Origin of the sequence: Lentilactobacillus otakiensis DSM 19908 = JCM 15040, assembly GCF_001434145.1 — a bacterium.
Taxonomy (GTDB): domain Bacteria; phylum Bacillota; class Bacilli; order Lactobacillales; family Lactobacillaceae; genus Lentilactobacillus; species Lentilactobacillus otakiensis.
This window is the reverse complement of sequence record NZ_AZED01000013.1, coordinates 187,339-206,872: the sequence shown is the minus strand read 5'-3', so window position 1 is coordinate 206,872 and position 19,534 is coordinate 187,339. Positions and strand designations below refer to the sequence as shown.

Sequence of the window (19,534 nt, the reverse complement as noted above, 5' to 3'; positions counted from 1 at the left end):
CATTATTGGGAGGTCGCATCATGAAAAAGATCATATCAAGAATTGGGTTATTATTGACCTTACTCTTAACGGTCGTAACTTTGAGTGCCTGTTCAAGTTCAGCGTCACAAAAAAATGTGCTGCGTGACGACAAGCAAACAAAGACGATCACTTGGGGAGTTAAAGCCGACACCAAACTATTTGGTTTGATGGACGTGCGTGATAACCAGATTAAGGGATTTGAAATTGATTTGGCCAAAGCAATGACCAAACAGATTCTGGGTAAAGACGGTAAGGCGAGATTCATTCAAGTTACTAGTCAAACCCGGATGCCTTTACTTAGAAACGGTAACATTGACGCCATTATGGCGACTATGACTATCACCCCACAACGTGCTGAACAAGTTGATTTCTCACGCTCATACTTTGATGCCGGGCAAGCCATCCTCGTTAAGAATGGTAGTCCCATTAAAAATGTTAGAGGCTTGAATCATAAAGGCGCCGTTGTGTTAGGGGTTGTTGGTTCAAACTCTGTTCAAAACATTAAGAAGTTCGCGCCTAAGGCTAAAGTGCTGCAATTGTCTGACTACTCTCAAGCATTAACTGCTTTGAAGTCTGGCCAAGGTGATGCTTTAACCACTGATAACGGTATCCTTTATGGTATGTCAATTGAAAACCCGGGGTACTCAGTTGTCGGCGGCACATTTACCAAAGAGCCTTACGGAATTGCCGTTGATAAAGGTCAAGGTAAGATGCGGGATGCCATGAACGAAGCTTTGACCAAAGTTGAAAACTCTGGTCAATATAACAAGCTCCTTTACAAGTGGTTCCACAAGGTTAAAGGATTTGACTTTAAGGGGGCAGAACGATGATAAGCATTTTTCAAAATTATGGAAGTACACTCCTTTATGGATTAGGTCAAACGCTTTTGTGCAGTATTATCGCATTGGTTTTCGCGTTAGTTATCGGTTCAGGCTTTGCCATCCTGGAAGTTGTACCCAATAAATTTCTTAGAGTGATTGCAAGAGTTTATATCGAAGTATTCCGGAACATTCCATTGCTGGTTATCACGATGTTCTTCTACGTTGTTATTCCAATGTACATCGTTGAAATTAGTGGGTTTGCTTCCGGTACCATTGGATTGATTCTTTACTCTTCAGCATTTATCGCTGAAACGGTTCGTTCAGGAATTCAATCCGTTGATCCCGGTCAAATGGAAGGTGCCCGTGCCAACGGGTTAACCTTCTGGCAGGCAATGCGTTACATCGTTTTGCCACAAGCCTTTAGATATGTTATTCCTCCACTGGGCAACCAGTTCATCAACTTGGTTAAGAACTCTTCAGTCTTAGCCTTTGTTGCCGGATTTGATTTAATGTATCAAGGTAACGTTATCGCATCTGATTCGCTGCAAAGTATGAGCACTTACCTTTGTGTTGGTGTTCTGTACTTGATTTTGACTTTGCCGCTGAGTTACTACATGCGTTATCTTGAAAAGAAATTGGCATAAAGGAGGAATCGAGATATGTTAACAGTCTTAGGTGCTTATTCATGGATTAATATCAGGTTCCTTCTTGAAGGGGCTTGGGTTACGATCCTGGTTTCTGTATGTTCGATTATCCTGAGCTACATATTCGGGGTAATTTTAGGAATTATCAGATACGTTGAAATTAAATATGTATCAGCGATTGTCGGTTTTGTGATTGATATCATTCGTAACTTACCGTTAATCCTGATTATCTTCTTTACCTACTTTGGATTACCAAATATCGGCTTCAAGCCGGATCCAATTTGGGCGTCAGTGATTGCGATGGCGGTATTCGAATCGGCGATGGTGGCCGAAATTGTCCGTGCTGGAATTGTCTCAATTCCAACTGGGCAAATGGAAGGTGCCAGATCAACTGGAATGACTTATTGGCAGGCGTTGAGATACATCATTTTGCCGCAAGCCATTAAGAACATGATTCCAGCGATTGTTAGTCAATTCATTTCTTTGGTGAAGGATACGTCATTGGCTACCATCATTGTGCTGCCAGATTTGATGAACCATGCGCAAATCATCTACGGCCAGAACACCAATTACACGATTCCAATGTTCTTGGCATTATCCGTCATGTACTTCATCGTATGTTACTCACTGTCACTATTGTCACAGTACCTCGACCACAGACTGGGAACAGCCAAGAAGTCGGGCGAAGTCGAAGAAGTGGTGCAGGGAGCAGAACGATAGAGTGTGACGAGTAACGGGTGAGGCGGTTTCTAAGGGTACTTTGATTGAAGTCCCTGGGTTTGAGACTTTAATTAAAGTTCCCTTAGAAGTTAGCATCTGGGTCGTCGGAACACGTTTAATCTATGTACAAGTGGAGCGATCAACTATCGTTCCCCACAAAGTAAAATCACTAAATAACCGTGAACTATTCGCCAACTCATAAAAGGAAATACCATATGGAACTAATCAAATTCATCCGCTTCATAGGACCAATCATATTACTTCTAATATTGGCATTCCTGATTGGATTTTCGTTGGGATTATAAGAAATGTACAACGAAGAGGCCGGACAAAAGCATTAACCTTTGTCTCGACCTCTTTTTGAGTACACTCATATTACCTAGCTAAAACGTGCAGCAATCGGCTGATCCCGGCCATTTAAGGAGATAAATCAATCATTCCAAAAACGGGAATAATCGATTTATCTCCTTAAATTCTGGGATCAAAACGCCTACTGCTGCACTCTAATCTTAATCCAACACCTCAATCCGCCGAACATCCACCAAATCACTCATCTGGCGAATAAACTCATCCGGATCCATCTTATGGCGCAACTTTACGCGGACTTCCAACGAAAATGAATCTGGTTTGTAAGCGAGAATTCTCATCTTCAGATCCGCACTGCCAATGTCTCTCAGACGATCTGGGAGCTCGTCCATGGACGCCAATTCCCCATGAAAGGTAACTTGTAGGCGAAGCAGTGAACGGTTGGGATAACGTTTAAATGCACGGATTTGACGGACAATCGTCTGGGTCACCAGAATACAAAGCGTTCCAGCAATCCCAATGACATACATATTGGCTCCGATCGCTAGACCGATGGCGGCAGTAGCCCACAAACCGGCTGCGGTCGTCAAACCATCAATCTTATGGTTCCGAGTGATAATCGCTCCGGCGCCAATGAACCCAATTCCAGTTACAACTTGTGAGGCAATCCGCGAAGGGTCGAGACTGACATCAGCGTGATTAATCACATCAAAAAAACCATATTTGGAAATAATCATGAACAGGGCCGATCCAACTGCCACCAGCATATGTGTTCTAATGCCGGCTGTTTTCAATCGGACCTTTCGCTCATAACCGACCAGACCACCGCATATGGCGGCCACAAACAGCCTTAAAATCCATTCTAGTTGGTATAACACGTATGCGGTCATGGGCACCCCTCCTTTACTGAATAATTTCCTTAATTATAACGCCAAGGTTATTGGGGATACAAAAAAGACAACCGCAATTGGTTGCCTTTTGCGACGCCCATTATTCAAATAGATAAACTTTACTTTCATAAGGCCGCAGTTCCGTGTCCTGATCATCGTTGTAATTACTGATGAGCAGTTCTGAAGATTTTGCTTGATTGTAATCACGACGAACAGTTTGATCAGTAAAGTTACTGATGACCAAGAGCATCTTACCTTGATAGTGACGACGATATGCGAATACTTGGGCATCGTCTGGGTCAATTTCGTCGTAGGTTCCAAATTTGATCAAATCAGACTCATGACGTAACTGAATCAATCTTTGATAATGGTAGAAGACCGATTGTTTGTCGGCAATGGCCTTTTTGGCGTTGATATCTTGATAGTTGGGATTCAACGCGAACCATGGCTTGGCATCTGTAAAGCCGGCATTTTGGCTATTATCCCATTGCATAGGTGTTCTGGCGTGATCACGTGAACGACTGTTGAGGTATTTGAGCATTGTTTGTGGATCGACCAACTTTTCTTGATCCACCAATTCATGCCAGGAATTGAAAACTTCCAAGTCTTCGTATTGATCCAAACTGGTGTAGTGCACGTTGGTCATTCCCAGTTCTTCACCCTCATAGACGAATGGGGTGCCCTGCATCATGTGAAGGGTTGTGCCGAGCATCTTGGCAGTGCGAACCCGATACTTCGGATCATCTGTGGCAAATCGCGATACTGCCCGTGGTTGATCATGGTTATTCCAATAGAGACTGTTCCAACCTTTGCCGTCAAGTGCTTTCTGCCAACGGGACAGTGCCTGTTTGAGTTCGGGTAGCTTGACTGGGGTGTCGTTCCATTTACCCAAACGAGGGTCGGAATTACCTGCAAGCTGAACATGTTCGAATTGGAAAACCATGTTCAGTTCGTGGCTGTTCAGACCAGTATAAGCAATCGCGTCTTCTGGTGTTGAACCAGGCATTTCCCCAACTGTCATGACGTTGTAGTGGGAAAGTACCTTGTCATTCATTTCATGCAAATAATCGTTTAGTTTAGGGCCGTCGGCAACGAAATTTTCAACAAGTCCATAAGTGGCTGGCTCCGGTGCATCGGGTAATCCAGCTGGCTTGGAAATAAGGTTAATAACGTCCATTCTGAAACCATCAACACCTTTATCCAGCCAAAAACGCATGATGTTCCAAACGGATTCACGGACTTGCGGATTTTCCCAATTTAAATCCGGTTGGCCTGGCGCAAATAAATGAAGATAGTATTGGCCACGTTCCGGCACATAGGTCCAAGCTGGTCCACCGAATGCAGCGTTCCAGTTGTTGGGTGCGTGTCCATCAACCGGATCGCGCCAAATGTAGTAATTGGCATATTTGTTGTCTTTTGATTGCTTGCTTTCTTGGAACCAGCGATGTTGGGCTGAAGTATGATTAACGACCAAGTCCATTAAGAGTTTCATATGATGAGTGTGAATCTCTTGAAGCATCTTGTCGAAATCAGCCATTGAGCCGTAAGTTGGTAGAATTTTTTCATAGTCGGCAATGTCATAACCGTTATCTTTTAACGGTGAATCATAGATTGGGTTGAGCCACAAGACGTCAACACCTAATTTTTGCAGGTAGGGAAGTCGACTAACGATACCGGGAAGGTCACCGATTCCGTCATGGTTACTGTCTTGAAAGCTTTGTGGGTAAATTTGATAAACAACCGCGTTTTGCCACCATTTGTGTGTCATAAGTATATGTACCTCCAATAGTATAGTGGGCCTTTTCGTTGATATTAACATCTGTGAGGTGGGTTTTCAATCCCCGTATTATCGTATCACAAACGTTTGAGTAAAAAACAAGGCACCCCCTATGTTATAATTATTAACAGAGATTTATCTGAAATAATGCGGGTTAAGAGGTGATCATATGGCTGCAACAATTAAAGATATTGCCAGAATTTCAGGTGTTTCACCGGCGACAGTCTCAAGAGTCCTATCCAATCAAAAAGAATTCTATTCAGAGAAGACTGCCAAAAAAGTCCGTGAAGTTGCTAAAAAATTGGGTTACCAGCGAAATCAAAATGCCGTTGAATTGGTTACCCAGCACAGCAATGTGATTGCGGTGCTGGTCAGCTCAACAGAAACCAACTTTTCTGACCAGATTTTAAGAGGTATTCAGCAACAGGCTCAAGCCCGCAATCTAAGTGTCATGATTATCTATGCAGGTGAGGGGGATGCAGCAGTCCAGGCAAAAGCAATTCAAACCGTGATTGAAAGATCGGTGATGGGAATTTTATTGGTTGCGATTGATCTGGATCCGGAAAACGACGATTTATTGGAAAGTGCGAATATTCCGTTTCTGTTTCTCTCAATGACATTGAAAAACACCGAATTCCCATTCATTTCTTCAAATGATTTTGACATTGGCTACAAGGCCACCAAGTATTTAATTAGCAAGGGCCATCGCAAAATCGGCTTCGTTGCCACAGACCTGCACTCATTTGTCGGTAACCTCTGATATGAAGGCTATCGGGATGCCATGCGTGATAATCAACTGGAATTCAACGACGATTGGGTACAACATGGTCATTTCAGATACATGGATGGGGTCAATGCCATGAAAAAGTTTGGTAAGCAAACGGAACTTACGGCGATAATTGCTTCCAGTGATTTGGCAGGGATTGGCGTTTTGAATCAGGCAATGAATTATGGAATGAAAGTACCTGATAGATTAGCCATCCTCACAGTTGATGGCACTCAGTTATGTGACATTGTCCGACCGAAGCTGACGAGTCTGACCCAATCTTTCTTTGAAATGGGCGCCAAAGGGATGGATATGTTGGTCAGCGAGTCGTTTAAGGACTTTTATTCGATGTATACACCGATCAAAATTGTGGAACGTGAAAGTGTCTAGGAGGGTTTTGTATGAAAGCAATTGTATTACGACACCCGGGCGGACCAACCGCCTTATCTTATGAAGATGCGCCAATGCCGAAGGTTAAAGAAGGCTGGACGCTGTTGAAAGTGAAGGGCTTTGGCATTAACCGGTCTGAAATTTTTACCAGAAACGGCTGGTCACCTTCAGTAAAACTGCCCAGAATTTTAGGTATTGAATGTGTGGGCGAAGTTGTTGAGACAACGGATCCTGAACGCCTTCAAAAAGGTCAAATTGTGGTTTCGGTTATGGGTGGCATGGGCCGAGCGTTTGACGGCAGTTATGCAGAATATACTTTACTGCCCAATGACCATATCTACTCGGTTAACACTCAGCTTGCCATTCAAGATTTGGCAGCCGTGCCAGAGACCTATGGCACGGCATATGGGTCACTGCTCAAGTTGCACCTTGATGAAGCTGATTCACTGCTCATTCGTGGGGCAACCAGTGGCGTCGGCGTTGCTGCCGGCAAATTAGCCCGGGCAATGGTGCCATCGATTAAACTGGTTGGTTCAACCCGGCACTTGGAAAAAGCTGACGCTCTTAAAAAGGCCGGTTTTGATGAAGTTGTTTTGGATAAAGATAACCAGTTACAAGCCGACGGTGAGAAGTACGACCGAATTCTTGAACTGGTTGGTGCACTCACATTAACGAACTCAATGCAATTTATTAAGGAAAACGGAGTTGCCTGTGTTACCGGAGAACTTGGCGGGGTGTGGGATCTAACTCATTTCGAACCAATTTCCCAGCTGAATGGCGGTTACTTAACCAGCTTTGAGTCGGGCGCGCTCGATCAGCACATGTTCGATGATTTATTTGATATTATTAACGATAACCAAATCGACGTGTCACCAACTAAAGTCTTTGATTTGAAGCATACGGCTGATGCCCAGACCTATCTGGATGGTCATAACAGCTTTGGTAAGGTAGTCGTTTTACCATAAGAGTGGCTGGCAAATCACGTTTCCACAAAATAACATGAAAGCAATCAAAAAGCCCACAAGCATTGCGCTTGTGGGCTTTCGTCTATTTTAAAGAATTAATCTTCATCATTCAATTCAGCTTGGCGCTCACGGTACTTCTTACTTTCGTAATAAAAGACTGGAATTCCAACTGCAACGAAGATAAAGGATGTTAACACACCAGGGAGATCGGACATGATTTCACTGACAATGACGAACAGTGAACCACCGATTGCCAAGATTGGTGTGATTGGGAAGAGTGGCGTTGAGAAAACTCGATGTTGGTTTGGATTGCGTTTTCTTAATAAGAAGACACCAACGAAGGCCATCACATAGAAACAATAAACCGTGAAGATACATAATTCTGATAAACGGTCGGCGTTGGAGAAGATGATCATGATTGTAACGATGATCAATTCGGCAACAGTTGAGAAAATTGGAGTATGTGACTTTGGATGTAAGTATGACAAAGTCTTTGAGAATGGCAGTTGACCACGTTTGGCCATGGCGTACATAATCCGTGGAAAAGTCATGATCTTACCATTCATACAGCCGACAATCGAGATAATGATTCCGATACTGAGGATTTTACCACCAACTTCACCAAATGCTTGGTTAGCGATGTAAGGGATGGCACTGGTTCCCAGACGATGAATTTGTTCTGCGGGGACTGAACGGTAAACACCATAGGAAACCAATAAGTAGATCACTAACACGGCCAAGATACCAAGGGTGATGGCTTGTGGCAGCAGCTTTCTTGGGTTCTTGATTTCACCACCCAGGTTGGCGACCAAGATCCAGCCGTCAAAGGCGAACAGGGTAGCTAAGATGGCAACTCCGAAGTTTCCGGCAGATTGATGAACATGAACCAAACTTTGACCGAAGGCACTCTCGTTACCAAAGAAGAGACCAAAGATGATCAAAGCCGCAACTGGAACCAATTTACAAATAGTTGTGATAATAGCAAACGTTGCACCATAACGGTTCGAAAATAAATTTAAAATACCAACTAAAATAATGGTTCCGATTGCGAGCATCGCATTGTATTTACTTGGGAATCCGAAGAAATCAGATAATAGAATTGCCAGGTAGGCACCAAGTGAGGCAATCATTGCGGGTCCGTAAATAATGATCTGCATCCAGCCGGAGAGAAATCCCCAAAGCTTACCGTAGATTCGTTCCATATAAACGTAAAGACCACCGGTTTCGGGCATCTGTGAAGCAATTTCAGCAATGGTCAATCCGGCAGTGATGGTTAAAATACCACCAGCCAGCCAGGCAAATAAGGCCATTGACGTTGAGCCGGCATCATCTAAAACGGCAGATTGTCTAACAAAGACACCGGCACCAATAATCGTTCCAATAACAAGGGCTAACGCTGACCAAAGGCCAAGGTCTCTGTCCAGCGTGACTTCTTTCTGTTCTTTCATGGGGTTTCTTCCTCTCTTCTCATCATAAAAATGTGAACACAAATAATATCAAAATAAATTATTTTGAACGAACAATTTATTCGGTTGCTAAAATATATTTTTCAAATCTTTTGGCATCAGCATCATTTAACTCGGCCGTGATGACTGTTCCGTCGTCACGGTAATCGGTCTTTTCGATGTTGGTGTTTTCATTCAAATAAGAAACGACATCACCGGCATTAAATGGAATGAGCAATGTCAGTTTCTGGTAGTTTTTAAAAATCTTTTCTTTAATCATTGTGGTCAATTCCTGCAGGGACTTTTCATCCATCGCAGACATGATCAAATTGTCGCCTTCACGAGATGGAAACGAAACCTCCATCTTGTCGGCTTTATTCAAAGCAACGATCATGGGGACCCCAGTGACGCCGATTTCAGCCAAGGTATCTTCGGTGGTCTTCATCATCAATTCACGATGGGGATCTGAATAATCGACGACTTGAATGAGCAAGTCGGCATTGGCAGCTTCTGCCAAAGTTGACTTGAAGGCTTGAACCAATTGGTGGGGTAATTGACTGACAAATCCAACTGTATCACTCAATAGGAAACGTTTTTGATCGGGCAGGGTTAATTTGCGGACTGATGTGTCCAAAGTAGCGAACAGCATGTTCTTAACCATCACTTGTTTGTCTTCATTCTCGCCAAACAGGTTAATCATGCCGTTCATAACGGTTGATTTACCGGCATTGGTATAACCAACCAGCGCAACGGTGGGCATCTCACTGCGATCACGCTGCTTACGCTTCGTTTGGTCTGCTTTAGCAGTTTCCTTAAGTTCCTGATTAACGTGGGTGATGCGTTTTTCAAGCGTCCGACGGTTCAACTCGTATTGAGATTCACCGGCACCACGGTTGGTAGCCCCACCGGCACCACTACTGGTACCGGTCTGCTGATCCAGACGTTGGCTGGCACTGGTATGGAGCCGGGGCAGCTGATATTTTAATTTTGCTAATTCAACTTGAAGTTTGGCTTCCCTGGATTGAGCACGGTTGGCGAAAATTTCCAGAATCAATCCGGTCCGGTCAATGATTCGGGCCCGGGTATTTTTCTCAATGTTTCGAATTTGACTGGGTGACAGTTCATCGTTCACCACGATGGTGTCAACACCATCATCAATGACAACTTGAGCCAACTCCTCAATCTTGCCCTTACCAAAGTAAGTGGCGGGATCGGGACGGTCTAATTTCTGAACCAAGGTTTCAACAACCTTCATATTATTGGCCTCGGCCAAGTTGTTCAGTTCGGTCATTGAATATTCAAAGCTATTGGTGTTTCGATTCAATCCAATCGTGACAACAGGAGTTAAAGTTTCTTGTAAATCCATGTGGTGCCTCCTAATAAATTATGTGTTCAAGTATAACACACAAATGTAAATAAATAGTGGACAAAGTGCACTTGATTGGCTGAGATATCAGGACTGTCTGTCGGAATATTAGAGAAATAAAGTAAATTTATTATTCAAAATTCATACTTCATATCATTGATCTCATTGCATTTGTTACAAACGCCGGCAAACAGGAATAATAATAACACTAAAATGGGATTGATTTTAATTAAATTTTAATTTAAAATGAATGGGTTCACAGATAATACATAATACAAGAAGGGAAGTTTCATATTTATGAGGACTAAATCGCTATTAAAAATCGGAGGAGTTGGCTTACTCGCCGCACTTGTACTGGCAGGTTGCGGTAGCAAATCTTCTGATTCAGGTGCTAAGAAGCAGACTGCCAACTGGATGGTGGCCGCAAACATCAACACTATGGATGCTTCAAAAATGACTGATTTGATTTCCAGTCAAAACATCAACGCAACTAATGAAGGACTTTTGAGAATGTCCAAGAATAACTCAGTTGTTCCCGGAGTTGCCAAAAATTACACGGTTTCAAAGGATGGCAAGACATGGACCTTCAATTTGCGTCATTCTAAATGGAATGATGGCAAGCCGGTTGTTGCCAGCGACTTTGTCAACTCTTGGCAACGAACAGTTAATCCAAAAACGGCATCACAGTATTCATACATTTTCAATAACATCGAAAATGCTGAAAAAATTAATGCCGGTAAGATGGCTCTTTCAAAGCTGGGTGTTAAAGCCGAGGGCAACTACAAACTGGTTGTCCATTTGATCAAGCCACAAAGTTACTTCAAGTACATGGTTTCTCAAAGTTATTATTTCCCAGAAGAAACGTCTGTTGTTAAGAAGTATGGTTCAGCATATGGAACCAACGCACAAAAGAATGGTTACAACGGTCCATTTGTATTGAAGGGTTGGAACGGTACCAACGATAATTGGAAATTGGTTAAGAACCCTAAGTACTGGAATGCCAAGTCAATTAAGCTCGACACTTTAAACATTCAAGCAATCAAGGATCCAAACACTGCTTTGAATGGTTACCAAAGTGGCAAGCTGGACTTCACGACGTTGAGTGGCACCCAAGTTAAGCAATACAAGAATGACAAGAACTACCATGTATACAAGCAAGCATCTATCTATTACTTGGAAATGAACGAAAAGAAATTCCCAATGTTTAAGAATAAGAACCTTCGTAAGGCCTTCTCATTGGCAATTGATAAGAAACAACTTGCCAACAAAGTGCTTGCTGACGGTTCACAGGCACCTAAGGGATTTGTTGCCGACGACATGTCACAACACAATGGTAAGGACTTTGCCGATCAATCATACGTTAAGAGCGCGGTTGATTACAATTTGGCTGAAGCCAAGAAATACTGGGCCAAAGGTTTGAAGGAAACTGGCAAGAAGTCGGTTAACTTGACCTTGCTTTCAGACGATACCGATGTGGCTAAGCGTTCAACTGAATTTGTTCAAAGTCAGTTGACTAAGTTGCCTGGTGTGAAGATCACGAACCAAAACGTTCCTTATAAGACACGTCTTGCCCGTTCAGCCAGTGGTCAATTTGATTTGGTTATCACTGCATGGAACGCTGACTACCCAGATCCAAGCAACTTCTTGGATATCTTGACTTCCAAGAATGCATACAACAATGGTAAATGGAGCAATGCGCAATACGATGCTTTAGTTAAGAAGTCGGAAGGTGTCGATGCTGCCAATGAAAACGCTCGTTGGAACGACATGGTTCAGGCTGAAAAGATCTTGATGAATGATCAAGGAATTGTGCCATTGTATCAACCCGCAATTTCAACATTGATGAAGCCAAAGATTCAAGGCGTTCAATTCTTCCCAACTGCACCACAGTGGGATTGGAGCAAGATCTCTGTTAAATAATCGTTAATCTACAAGAAGGCTGGAACAAAAGTGCGAACTTTTGCTCCAGCCTCTTTTTAGTGGTTTCATGATTACTTAGTCAAAACGCCTTTTTTCTCACTCTCTTTATGCATATAAACGTGCATATCTACGTCCTAGTACCCTCCTAATATTGTGAGTAACAGATTGATTCATTCTGTGAATTGATATACTCGTGGTGCGATCATCTGGAATAATTGGTAAGTATTTCTCTCTTTAAATCTTTTCTACCAATAAATTTTTCAAAAGCTCAAAAGTGAAACGCAACGCGTAAGCCACTGCTGGTTAAGCAATCTCTATTTCACAATTAACCAACCATACCAATTGTCGACCGAACAAATGTCATAAATGCCAAGATAGTGTTTGCTTTTAATCAAATTTTAATTTAAAATAAGGGCATCACAAAATAAGTATTTCATATTTAAGAAGGGAAGTATCGCAACATGAAAATTAATTCATTAGCGAAGCTCGGTGGGGTAGCACTCGTATCAGTACTTATCCTTGCAGGGTGTGGTAGTAAGTCATCACAATCAAAGAAACAGGAGATCAATTGGAGCACGCCAGCCGCAATTTCAACTATGGATACTTCAAAGATGATTGATTTGTATTCAGCTCAAGTTGCCAATGGTACTAACGAAGGTCTTCTTCGTATGGCTAAGGACAACAAAGTCGACCCAGGTGTTGCCAAGAGTTATAACGTCTCAAAAGATGGTTTAACATGGACATTTAATCTACGTCATTCTAAGTGGAACGATGGCTCTGCTGTTACCGCTAAAGACTTCGTATTCTCATGGCAAAGAACTGTTAAGCCAAAGACGGCTTCACAATATGCATACATATTTGCCAACATTAAGAATGCAGCCAAGATTAACGCCGGTAAGATGTCACCTTCAAAATTAGGTGTTAAAGCCGAAGGTAACTACAAGTTCGTTGTTAGTTTGGTAAAGCCACAAAGTTACTTTAAGTACATGGTTACCCAGCCAGAATTCTTCCCACAGAATCCTAAGACAGTTGCCAAGTATGGTAGTGGTTTTGGAACTAATTCCACAAAGAACAGCTATAATGGACCATTCATTCTTAAGGGATGGAACGGTACCAACGATACTTGGAAACTTGTTAAGAACACCAAGTACTGGGATGCTAAAAAGGTCAAGGTTGACACTGTGAACTTCCAAGCAGTTAAGACACCATCAACTGGTTTGAACAGTTTCAACAGCAACAAGCTTGATTACACCACCTTAAGTGGTACTCTAGCTGCCAACAATAAGAAGAACAAAGCATACACGGTGTTCCCACAAGCATCAACTTCTTACTTGGAATTCAACCAAAAGAAGATCAAGGCTTTAAGAAATGTTAACATTCGTAAAGCGATGGCACTTTCGATTGACAAGAAACAAATGGTTAATAAAGTTATGCAGGGTGGGGATATCGCACCTAAGGGATTTGTTCCTGCAAGCATGGCTAAGCATAACGGCAAAGACTTTGCTTCCCAAGCTTACGTCAAGGATGGTACCGACTATGATTTGAAAGAAGCTAAGACCTTATTCGCAAAAGGTTTGAAACAAGAGGGCAAGAAGTCATTGAGCTTAAGCCTATTGGGTTCAGATGACGATGACAGCAAGCGGGCAAGCGAATTTATTCAAAGTCAACTTGAAAAATTGCCTGGCTTGAAGATTACCGTTCAAAGTATTCCATTTAAGTCAAAATTGACTCGTTCAGAAGATCAACAATTTGATTTGGTTACATCAGCATGGATTGCCGATTACCCAGATCCAAGTAACTTCTTGGACTTGATGACATCAAGCAACTCTTACAATGATGGTAAGTGGAATAACAAACAATACGATGCTTTGATCAAGAAGTCTGAATCAACTGATGCCAACAACGAAACCGCTCGTTGGAACGATATGGTTGCTGCTGAAAAGATTTTGATGAATGACCAAGGAATTGTTCCACTTTATCAACAAGGACAAGCCGCATTGGTACGTTCATCTGTTAAGGGCGTTCAAGCCTTTACAACATCACCACAATATGACTTTAGTAAGGCTTACGTTAAGTAATTATTAAATGAACAGTTCGATGTATTTGAGGCTGGTTATTGAAATCCGGCCTCTTTTACATTATTATGGGGTTTATGAAAAAATAGTTACAACATAATTAGAAATGAGAGGAACACTTATGGCAAAATACTTGGGAAAACGAATATTTTACATTATTCTGACCTTGTTTATCGTCACTACAATTACCTTTTTCTTGATGAAATTAATGCCAGGTACTCCATTGACCAACCAAGCCAAGCTGACACCGACACAAATTCATCAGATTTATAAGCAGTATGGGTTGGATAAGCCCGTCTGGCAGCAATACCTGGTATATCTGGGTGGAGTGATTCATGGTAATTTTGGTACTTCATTCCAGTTCAGTAACCAGCCGGTTTCATACCTGATTTCCAGTCGTCTTGGACCATCACTGATTATTGGTGGCCAAGGAATGGTACTTGGGGTTCTTGCAGGGCTGATTGTTGGTGCTGTTGGTGCAATCAAGGCTAACACTTGGGTTGATACTTCAGCTACCATCATTTCAATCCTGTTCATCTCAATTCCTTCATTCGTTTTGGCGGTACTGTTGCAGTACTACCTGGGCTTGAAGCTGAGATTGTTCCCAATCGCTGACTGGGGCGGATTTATGTATACCGTCCTGCCGACCTTGGCGCTGGCCGCGTCGCCGTTAGCTGAAACCGCTCGGTTTATGCGGACGGAAATGGTGGACGTGTTGAGTTCGGATTATATTGAACTTGCAAAAGCCAAGGGACTCAATAAAGTCGGAATTATTTATCATCACGCACTGCGTAACAGTTTAATTCCAGTTGTTACCATCATTGGACCTTTGGCCGTTAACATCATGACCGGTTCGATGGTTGTTGAAAACATCTTCTCAATTCCTGGTATTGGTGAACAATTCGTTAAGTCAATTTTGACCAACGATTACCCAACTATCATGGGACTGACGATCGTGTATAGTGCGATGCTTTGTGTTGTGCTGTTGATCACTGACATTGTTTATGGATTAATTGATCCACGAATCAGAATTAATAAGTAGGAGGGAGAAAAATAATGGCAGACAATGCAAAACAAACTTCAGCTGACGATTTCACACCGATTGCCGGTGCCGATCGTGCCAAGCTGGATGACGAAAAAATCGCAACGCCATCTTTAACTTTCTTACAAGACTCGTGGCGTCGATTACGTAAAAATAAAGCAGCAATGATTGCTCTGGTACTTCTGATCATTTTATTCATTCTTGCTTTTGGATCTCATTTCTTTGAAACACATAATCCAAACGCAACCAATCCTAATTTTGCCAATTTACCACCAAAGATTCCTGGCATTGACATTAATGGCCTTAACGGGACGCTTGATCAATCAGGCGAACGAGTTAACGCATATGCCCAAGCTCATGCAGGCAATAACTGGTACCTTCTAGGAACTGATTATCTTGGCCGTGACTTGTTCTCAAGAATTTTGTATGGAACTCGAATCTCCCTTGAAATTGCGTTGATTGCCAGTTTCTTCGATTTGGCATTCGGTGTTGTTTACGGCATCACTTCAGGCTGGATCGGCGGCCGGGTTGATACTTTGATGCAACGAATCATTGAAATCATGTTGTCAATTCCTAACTTGGTTGTCATGGTTCTGTTGATCTTGGTATTAAAACCAGGTATGACTGCGATCATCCTTTCAATTGCGATTACCAGTTGGATTAACATGGCCCGGCTGGTCCGGGCGCAAACTCTGGAGCTCAAGAACCAGGAATTTATCCTGGCGGCTCGAACGCTGGGTGAGAGTTCCTGGAAGATTGCTTTTAAGCATTTATTGCCTAACTTGAGTAGTGTCATCATCATTAACTTGATGTTCACCATTCCAACAGCAATCTTCTTCGAAGCCTTCCTGTCATACATTGGTATTGGTATTAGTGCACCACAAGCTTCACTTGGTACTTTGATCAATGATGGCCAGAAAAACTTCCAGTTCTTGCCTTATCAAATGTGGTATCCAGCGATCGTGCTTTCAGTCTTGATGATTGCATTTAATATCTTGGGTGATGGGCTTCGTGATGCCCTTGATCCAAAGAGTAGAGAGTAGGTGTTTTGAGATGGAAAACGAAAAAGATGTTCTTGAGGTAAGAAATCTCAAAATCAACTTCAATACTTATGCTGGTAGTGTTAAAGCGATTCGAGATGTCAGCTTTGACCTGAGAAAAGGGGAAACCTTGGCGATTGTTGGGGAATCCGGTTCAGGCAAGACTGTTACCACAAGAAGTATTATGGGATTAAATTCGCCCAACGCTGTCATTGACAGTGGAACAATTATGTTCAAGGGTCAAGATTTATTGAAGAAGTCACGGAAACAAATGGACCAGATTCGTGGACGAGACATCGCCGAAATCTTCCAGGACCCGATGACTTCACTTGATCCAACGATGAAGATTGGCAAGCAAATTGCTGAACCGCTGATTATCCATAAGGGTATGAAGCGTGAGAAAGCATATGCTCAAGCCTTGGAAATGATGAAATTAGTTGGGATTGAAAACGCTGAACAGCGGATTAACAACTATCCTCACCAATTTTCAGGTGGGATGAGACAACGGATTGTGATTGCAATCGCCTTGGTTAACTACCCTGAAATTTTGATTGCTGATGAGCCAACAACTGCCTTGGATGTAACCATTCAAGCTCAGATTTTGGATCTGATGAAGGAATTGCAGGCTAAGACCAACACGTCAATCATTTTCATTACCCATGATTTGGGGGTTGTTGCCGGGATGGCCGATCGAGTTGCCGTTATGTATGCCGGCAAGATTGTCGAATACGGTACGGTTGATGAAATCTTCTATAATCCAAAGCATCCATACACTTGGGGCCTTTTGAACTCCATGCCGACGATGGATACGAGTGGTACTGAATTACCATCAATTCCCGGAACACCACCAGATTTATTGGATCCACCAGTAGGGGATGCTTTTGCTGCCCGAAACAAATATGCCCTTAAAATCGACACAGAAAAGCAGCCGCCGTTCTTTAAGGTGTCTGATACCCACTATGCTGCAACTTGGCTGTTGGACCCCAGAGCGCCAAAAGTGACGCCACCGGCACCGATCATCGAACGTCAGAAACACTATGCTGAACTTGTTCATCAAGAAATTAACAAGAGCAAGGGGAATCATGTTGAAGAACAGGAGGAACAACTGTGATTGACTATTCAGAAGAAAACAAAATATTGCAAGTTGAACACCTGAAACAATACTTCAACATTGGCAAACCCAATGAAGTCCGTGCGGTTGACGACATCACCTTTGACGTGTACCGTGGTGAAACATTTGGGTTAGTTGGTGAATCCGGTTCTGGTAAAACCACGACCGGTCGCGCAATCATTCATCTGTACGAACCGACTTCAGGTAAAATCATCTTTGATGGTCAGGATGTTTCCAAGCTGGATTCTAAAAAACAGAAGCAGACGTTCCGCCGAGACATGCAGATGATTTTCCAAGATCCATATGCTTCTCTGAATCCACGGATGAAGGTTAAGGATATTGTTGCTGAAGGAATTGATATTAATCATTTGGCTAAAGATGATGCTGATCGTTCCAAACAAGTTGAAGATTTGCTTGAGACCGTTGGTTTGAACAAAGACCATTCCAGTCGTTATCCACATGAATTTTCAGGTGGTCAGCGTCAACGGATTGGAATTGCTAGAGCGTTGGCCGTTCAACCACAGTTTATTATCGCTGATGAGCCCATTTCAGCGCTGGATGTTTCCATCCAGGCCCAAGTGGTTAACTTGTTGAAGAAGCTGCAGCGTGAACGTAATCTGACCTATCTGTTCATTGCCCATGACCTTTCAATGGTTAAGTATATTTCTGACCGAATTGGGGTTATGCATTATGGTAGAATGCTGGAAATTGCCAGTTCAGATGAAATCTATGCCCATCCATTGCATGATTATACCGCCAGCTTATTGTCGGCGGTTCCAGTGCCTGATCCAGAGTACGAGCGGGCCCGGGTACAAATCCCATACGATGCTAGTCAAGAATTTGACGATAAAGAACGTTCGCTAGTGGAAATCGTCCCGCATCACTGGGTACGTGCCAGCGAGGATGAAATCCCGATGTATAAGAAGCGTGCGCAAGAGGATTCGAGACTGAAGAAGTAGTGTAGTGTGCGGAACCAAGCGGTTAGGGACTTGCATCTAAGAGTACTTAAGCGAAAATCGAGTTTGATTTTTGCTTAAGTACTCTTAGATGCAAGTCCCTGCTTGGTGGAGCACGATTCGGCTAGGTGGCCTTCAAGACGGCGAAAATTGAGTTTGATTTTTGCCTAAAGCCCCTTAGATGCAAGTCTCTGCTTGGTGGAGCACGATTCGGCTAGGTAGCCTAACACCAACCACAAAACACAACGTAAACAAAAGCAAATATTCAAAAGCACTTCCAAATTTTGGAAGTGTTTTTATTTTAATCTTCGTTTAAGCCGTTGCTGATATCATTCAGTTAATCAAAGTAACTAAGAAAGGTGACATCAAAAATGACCGCATTAATAGACGATACTAAAATGATTAACAACATTGTTTCAGCACAGCTTGCCAAGGTATTCTATCCGTTTGTTTTGATTAAAACCGAAGATGGGCAATACTGGCAGCTTAATTTATCAACTAAAGAGAAGCAGGACCCTTTGTTTTGGGATTCAATGAAAAGAATCATGCGTTCCAAACTATGGGTGCCGGTGGGTCGGAAATACCATCAGATGCTCGACAATGGCTGGCAGGTGCCAGTAACAGAATGATCACTAAGATCATAGCCCAGACAACGATTGCTTGAGTGGCGTCCCTGCCAAAGTCATTCAGAAGTTGAAACCAATTTCAGAATAATATGAATGATGAAGCTGACATGTTGATGCTGGTTTCATTTTTTATGGACATGTCTTGCCTTAAAGTCCACTCTAAGGTTTATGATAGTGGTGTAATTGATGAGGTGATTAAATGAAAATTAACGAAGTTTCAAAAAAGTATCATATCGCATCGGATACGCTCCGATATTGGGAACGCGTTGGTGCCATTCCAGCTGTGACCCGTGATTCAGCTGGCTATCGGAACTATGATAACGAAGACTTAGACTGGGTGTCTTTTGCAATGTGCATGCGGGATGCTGGGGTGAGCGTCGAATATCTGATTGACTATATTTCATTATTTAAGCAGGGTAAGCAGACAGTCCAGGCACGCAAGGAATTGCTGAACGATCAACTGGAAATAGTGAGTGCGCGATTAGCCAAGATGCAGAAATCTTATAATAAGCTGAAATATAAGGTTGATCATTATGAGAAGATTGATAAGGATTACGAAGGTAAAATGGGTAAACATTAGAAAAACGCATTGAATTGATTTGGAGAATTTGAATTCTCACAAATTGAATCAATGCGTTTTTTACTTATTTAAA

General features: G+C 42.6%; 16 protein-coding genes and 1 pseudogene. 13 read left to right on the top strand and 4 right to left on the bottom strand.

Going from position 1 to position 19,534, the window contains the following annotated elements; all coding sequences use genetic code 11:
- The first annotated feature begins 20 nt into the window (after positions 1–20).
- Genes FD05_RS06970 through FD05_RS06960 form a run of 3 tightly spaced genes read left to right on the top strand, consistent with a single transcriptional unit; the run spans position 21 to position 2,206 of the window.
- The gene (locus FD05_RS06970) at positions 21–851 is read left to right on the top strand and encodes a transporter substrate-binding domain-containing protein (protein WP_020280994.1); all 831 of its coding nucleotides are present in this window, start codon (positions 21–23) and stop codon (positions 849–851) included.
- Positions 848–1,486, top strand: a complete 639-nt coding sequence (locus tag FD05_RS06965; protein WP_039932768.1) for an amino acid ABC transporter permease — start codon at positions 848–850, stop codon at positions 1,484–1,486. Before FD05_RS06970 ends, FD05_RS06965 begins: the two co-directional genes overlap by 4 nt.
- A gap of 15 nt (positions 1,487–1,501) precedes the next feature.
- Positions 1,502–2,206: an amino acid ABC transporter permease gene (locus FD05_RS06960; protein ID WP_020280996.1), complete on the top strand. Its 705-nt coding sequence runs from the start codon at positions 1,502–1,504 to the stop codon at positions 2,204–2,206.
- A 509-nt stretch (positions 2,207–2,715) separates the two neighbouring features.
- On the opposite strand, the gene FD05_RS06955 is transcribed toward FD05_RS06960, so the two are convergent.
- The gene (locus FD05_RS06955) at positions 2,716–3,402 is read right to left on the bottom strand and encodes an MgtC/SapB family protein (RefSeq protein WP_039932769.1); all 687 of its coding nucleotides are present in this window, start codon (positions 3,400–3,402) and stop codon (positions 2,716–2,718) included.
- Between the two features lie 100 nt (positions 3,403–3,502).
- Positions 3,503–5,170, bottom strand: a complete 1,668-nt coding sequence (locus FD05_RS06950) for a glycoside hydrolase family 13 protein (protein WP_020280998.1) — start codon at positions 5,168–5,170, stop codon at positions 3,503–3,505.
- A gap of 178 nt (positions 5,171–5,348) precedes the next feature.
- On the opposite strand from FD05_RS06950, the pseudogene FD05_RS06945 reads away from it, so the two are divergent.
- A pseudogene (locus FD05_RS06945) lies at positions 5,349–6,335 on the top strand (LacI family DNA-binding transcriptional regulator).
- 11 nt (positions 6,336–6,346) lie between these two features.
- A complete protein-coding gene (locus FD05_RS06940) occupies positions 6,347–7,300 on the top strand; it encodes a zinc-binding dehydrogenase (protein ID WP_020281001.1) in 954 nt (317 codons plus the stop codon).
- A gap of 95 nt (positions 7,301–7,395) precedes the next feature.
- Here the strand turns inward: FD05_RS06940 and FD05_RS06935 are convergent, their stop codons facing one another.
- Entirely contained in the window at positions 7,396–8,748 is a 1,353-nt protein-coding gene (locus FD05_RS06935) for an APC family permease (protein ID WP_020281002.1), read from the bottom strand.
- Between the two features lie 76 nt (positions 8,749–8,824).
- A complete protein-coding gene (hflX, locus tag FD05_RS06930; protein ID WP_020281003.1) occupies positions 8,825–10,111 on the bottom strand; it encodes a GTPase HflX in 1,287 nt (428 codons plus the stop codon).
- Positions 10,112–10,408: 297 nt separating this feature from the next.
- Between hflX and FD05_RS06925 the strand changes: the two genes are divergently transcribed.
- The 8 genes from FD05_RS06925 (at position 10,409) to FD05_RS06890 (ending at position 19,461) form a co-directional block, all read left to right on the top strand.
- Positions 10,409–12,031 carry a peptide ABC transporter substrate-binding protein gene (locus FD05_RS06925; protein ID WP_039932772.1) on the top strand — a complete coding sequence of 541 codons (1,623 nt, stop codon included), beginning with the start codon at positions 10,409–10,411 and terminating at the stop codon, positions 12,029–12,031.
- A gap of 461 nt (positions 12,032–12,492) precedes the next feature.
- Entirely contained in the window at positions 12,493–14,109 is a 1,617-nt protein-coding gene (locus FD05_RS06920; protein WP_039932774.1) for a peptide ABC transporter substrate-binding protein, read from the top strand.
- Positions 14,110–14,227: 118 nt separating this feature from the next.
- The gene (gene opp3b, locus FD05_RS06915; RefSeq protein ID WP_020281006.1) at positions 14,228–15,148 is read left to right on the top strand and encodes an oligopeptide ABC transporter permease; all 921 of its coding nucleotides are present in this window, start codon (positions 14,228–14,230) and stop codon (positions 15,146–15,148) included.
- 14 nt (positions 15,149–15,162) lie between these two features.
- On the top strand, positions 15,163–16,191 hold the full coding sequence (locus FD05_RS06910; protein WP_020281007.1) for an ABC transporter permease: 1,029 nt from the start codon (positions 15,163–15,165) through the stop codon (positions 16,189–16,191).
- Positions 16,192–16,201: 10 nt separating this feature from the next.
- Complete coding sequence (locus tag FD05_RS06905) at positions 16,202–17,299, top strand: ABC transporter ATP-binding protein (protein ID WP_020281008.1); 1,098 nt, start codon at positions 16,202–16,204, stop codon at positions 17,297–17,299.
- Entirely contained in the window at positions 17,296–18,258 is a 963-nt protein-coding gene (locus FD05_RS06900; protein WP_020281009.1) for an ABC transporter ATP-binding protein, read from the top strand. The genes FD05_RS06905 and FD05_RS06900 overlap by 4 nt, the downstream gene beginning before the upstream one ends.
- Before the next feature lie 368 nt (positions 18,259–18,626).
- Entirely contained in the window at positions 18,627–18,884 is a 258-nt protein-coding gene (locus FD05_RS06895; protein WP_020281010.1) for a hypothetical protein, read from the top strand.
- A gap of 196 nt (positions 18,885–19,080) precedes the next feature.
- A complete protein-coding gene (locus tag FD05_RS06890; RefSeq protein ID WP_020281012.1) occupies positions 19,081–19,461 on the top strand; it encodes a MerR family transcriptional regulator in 381 nt (126 codons plus the stop codon).
- Positions 19,462–19,534: the final 73 nt, after the last annotated feature.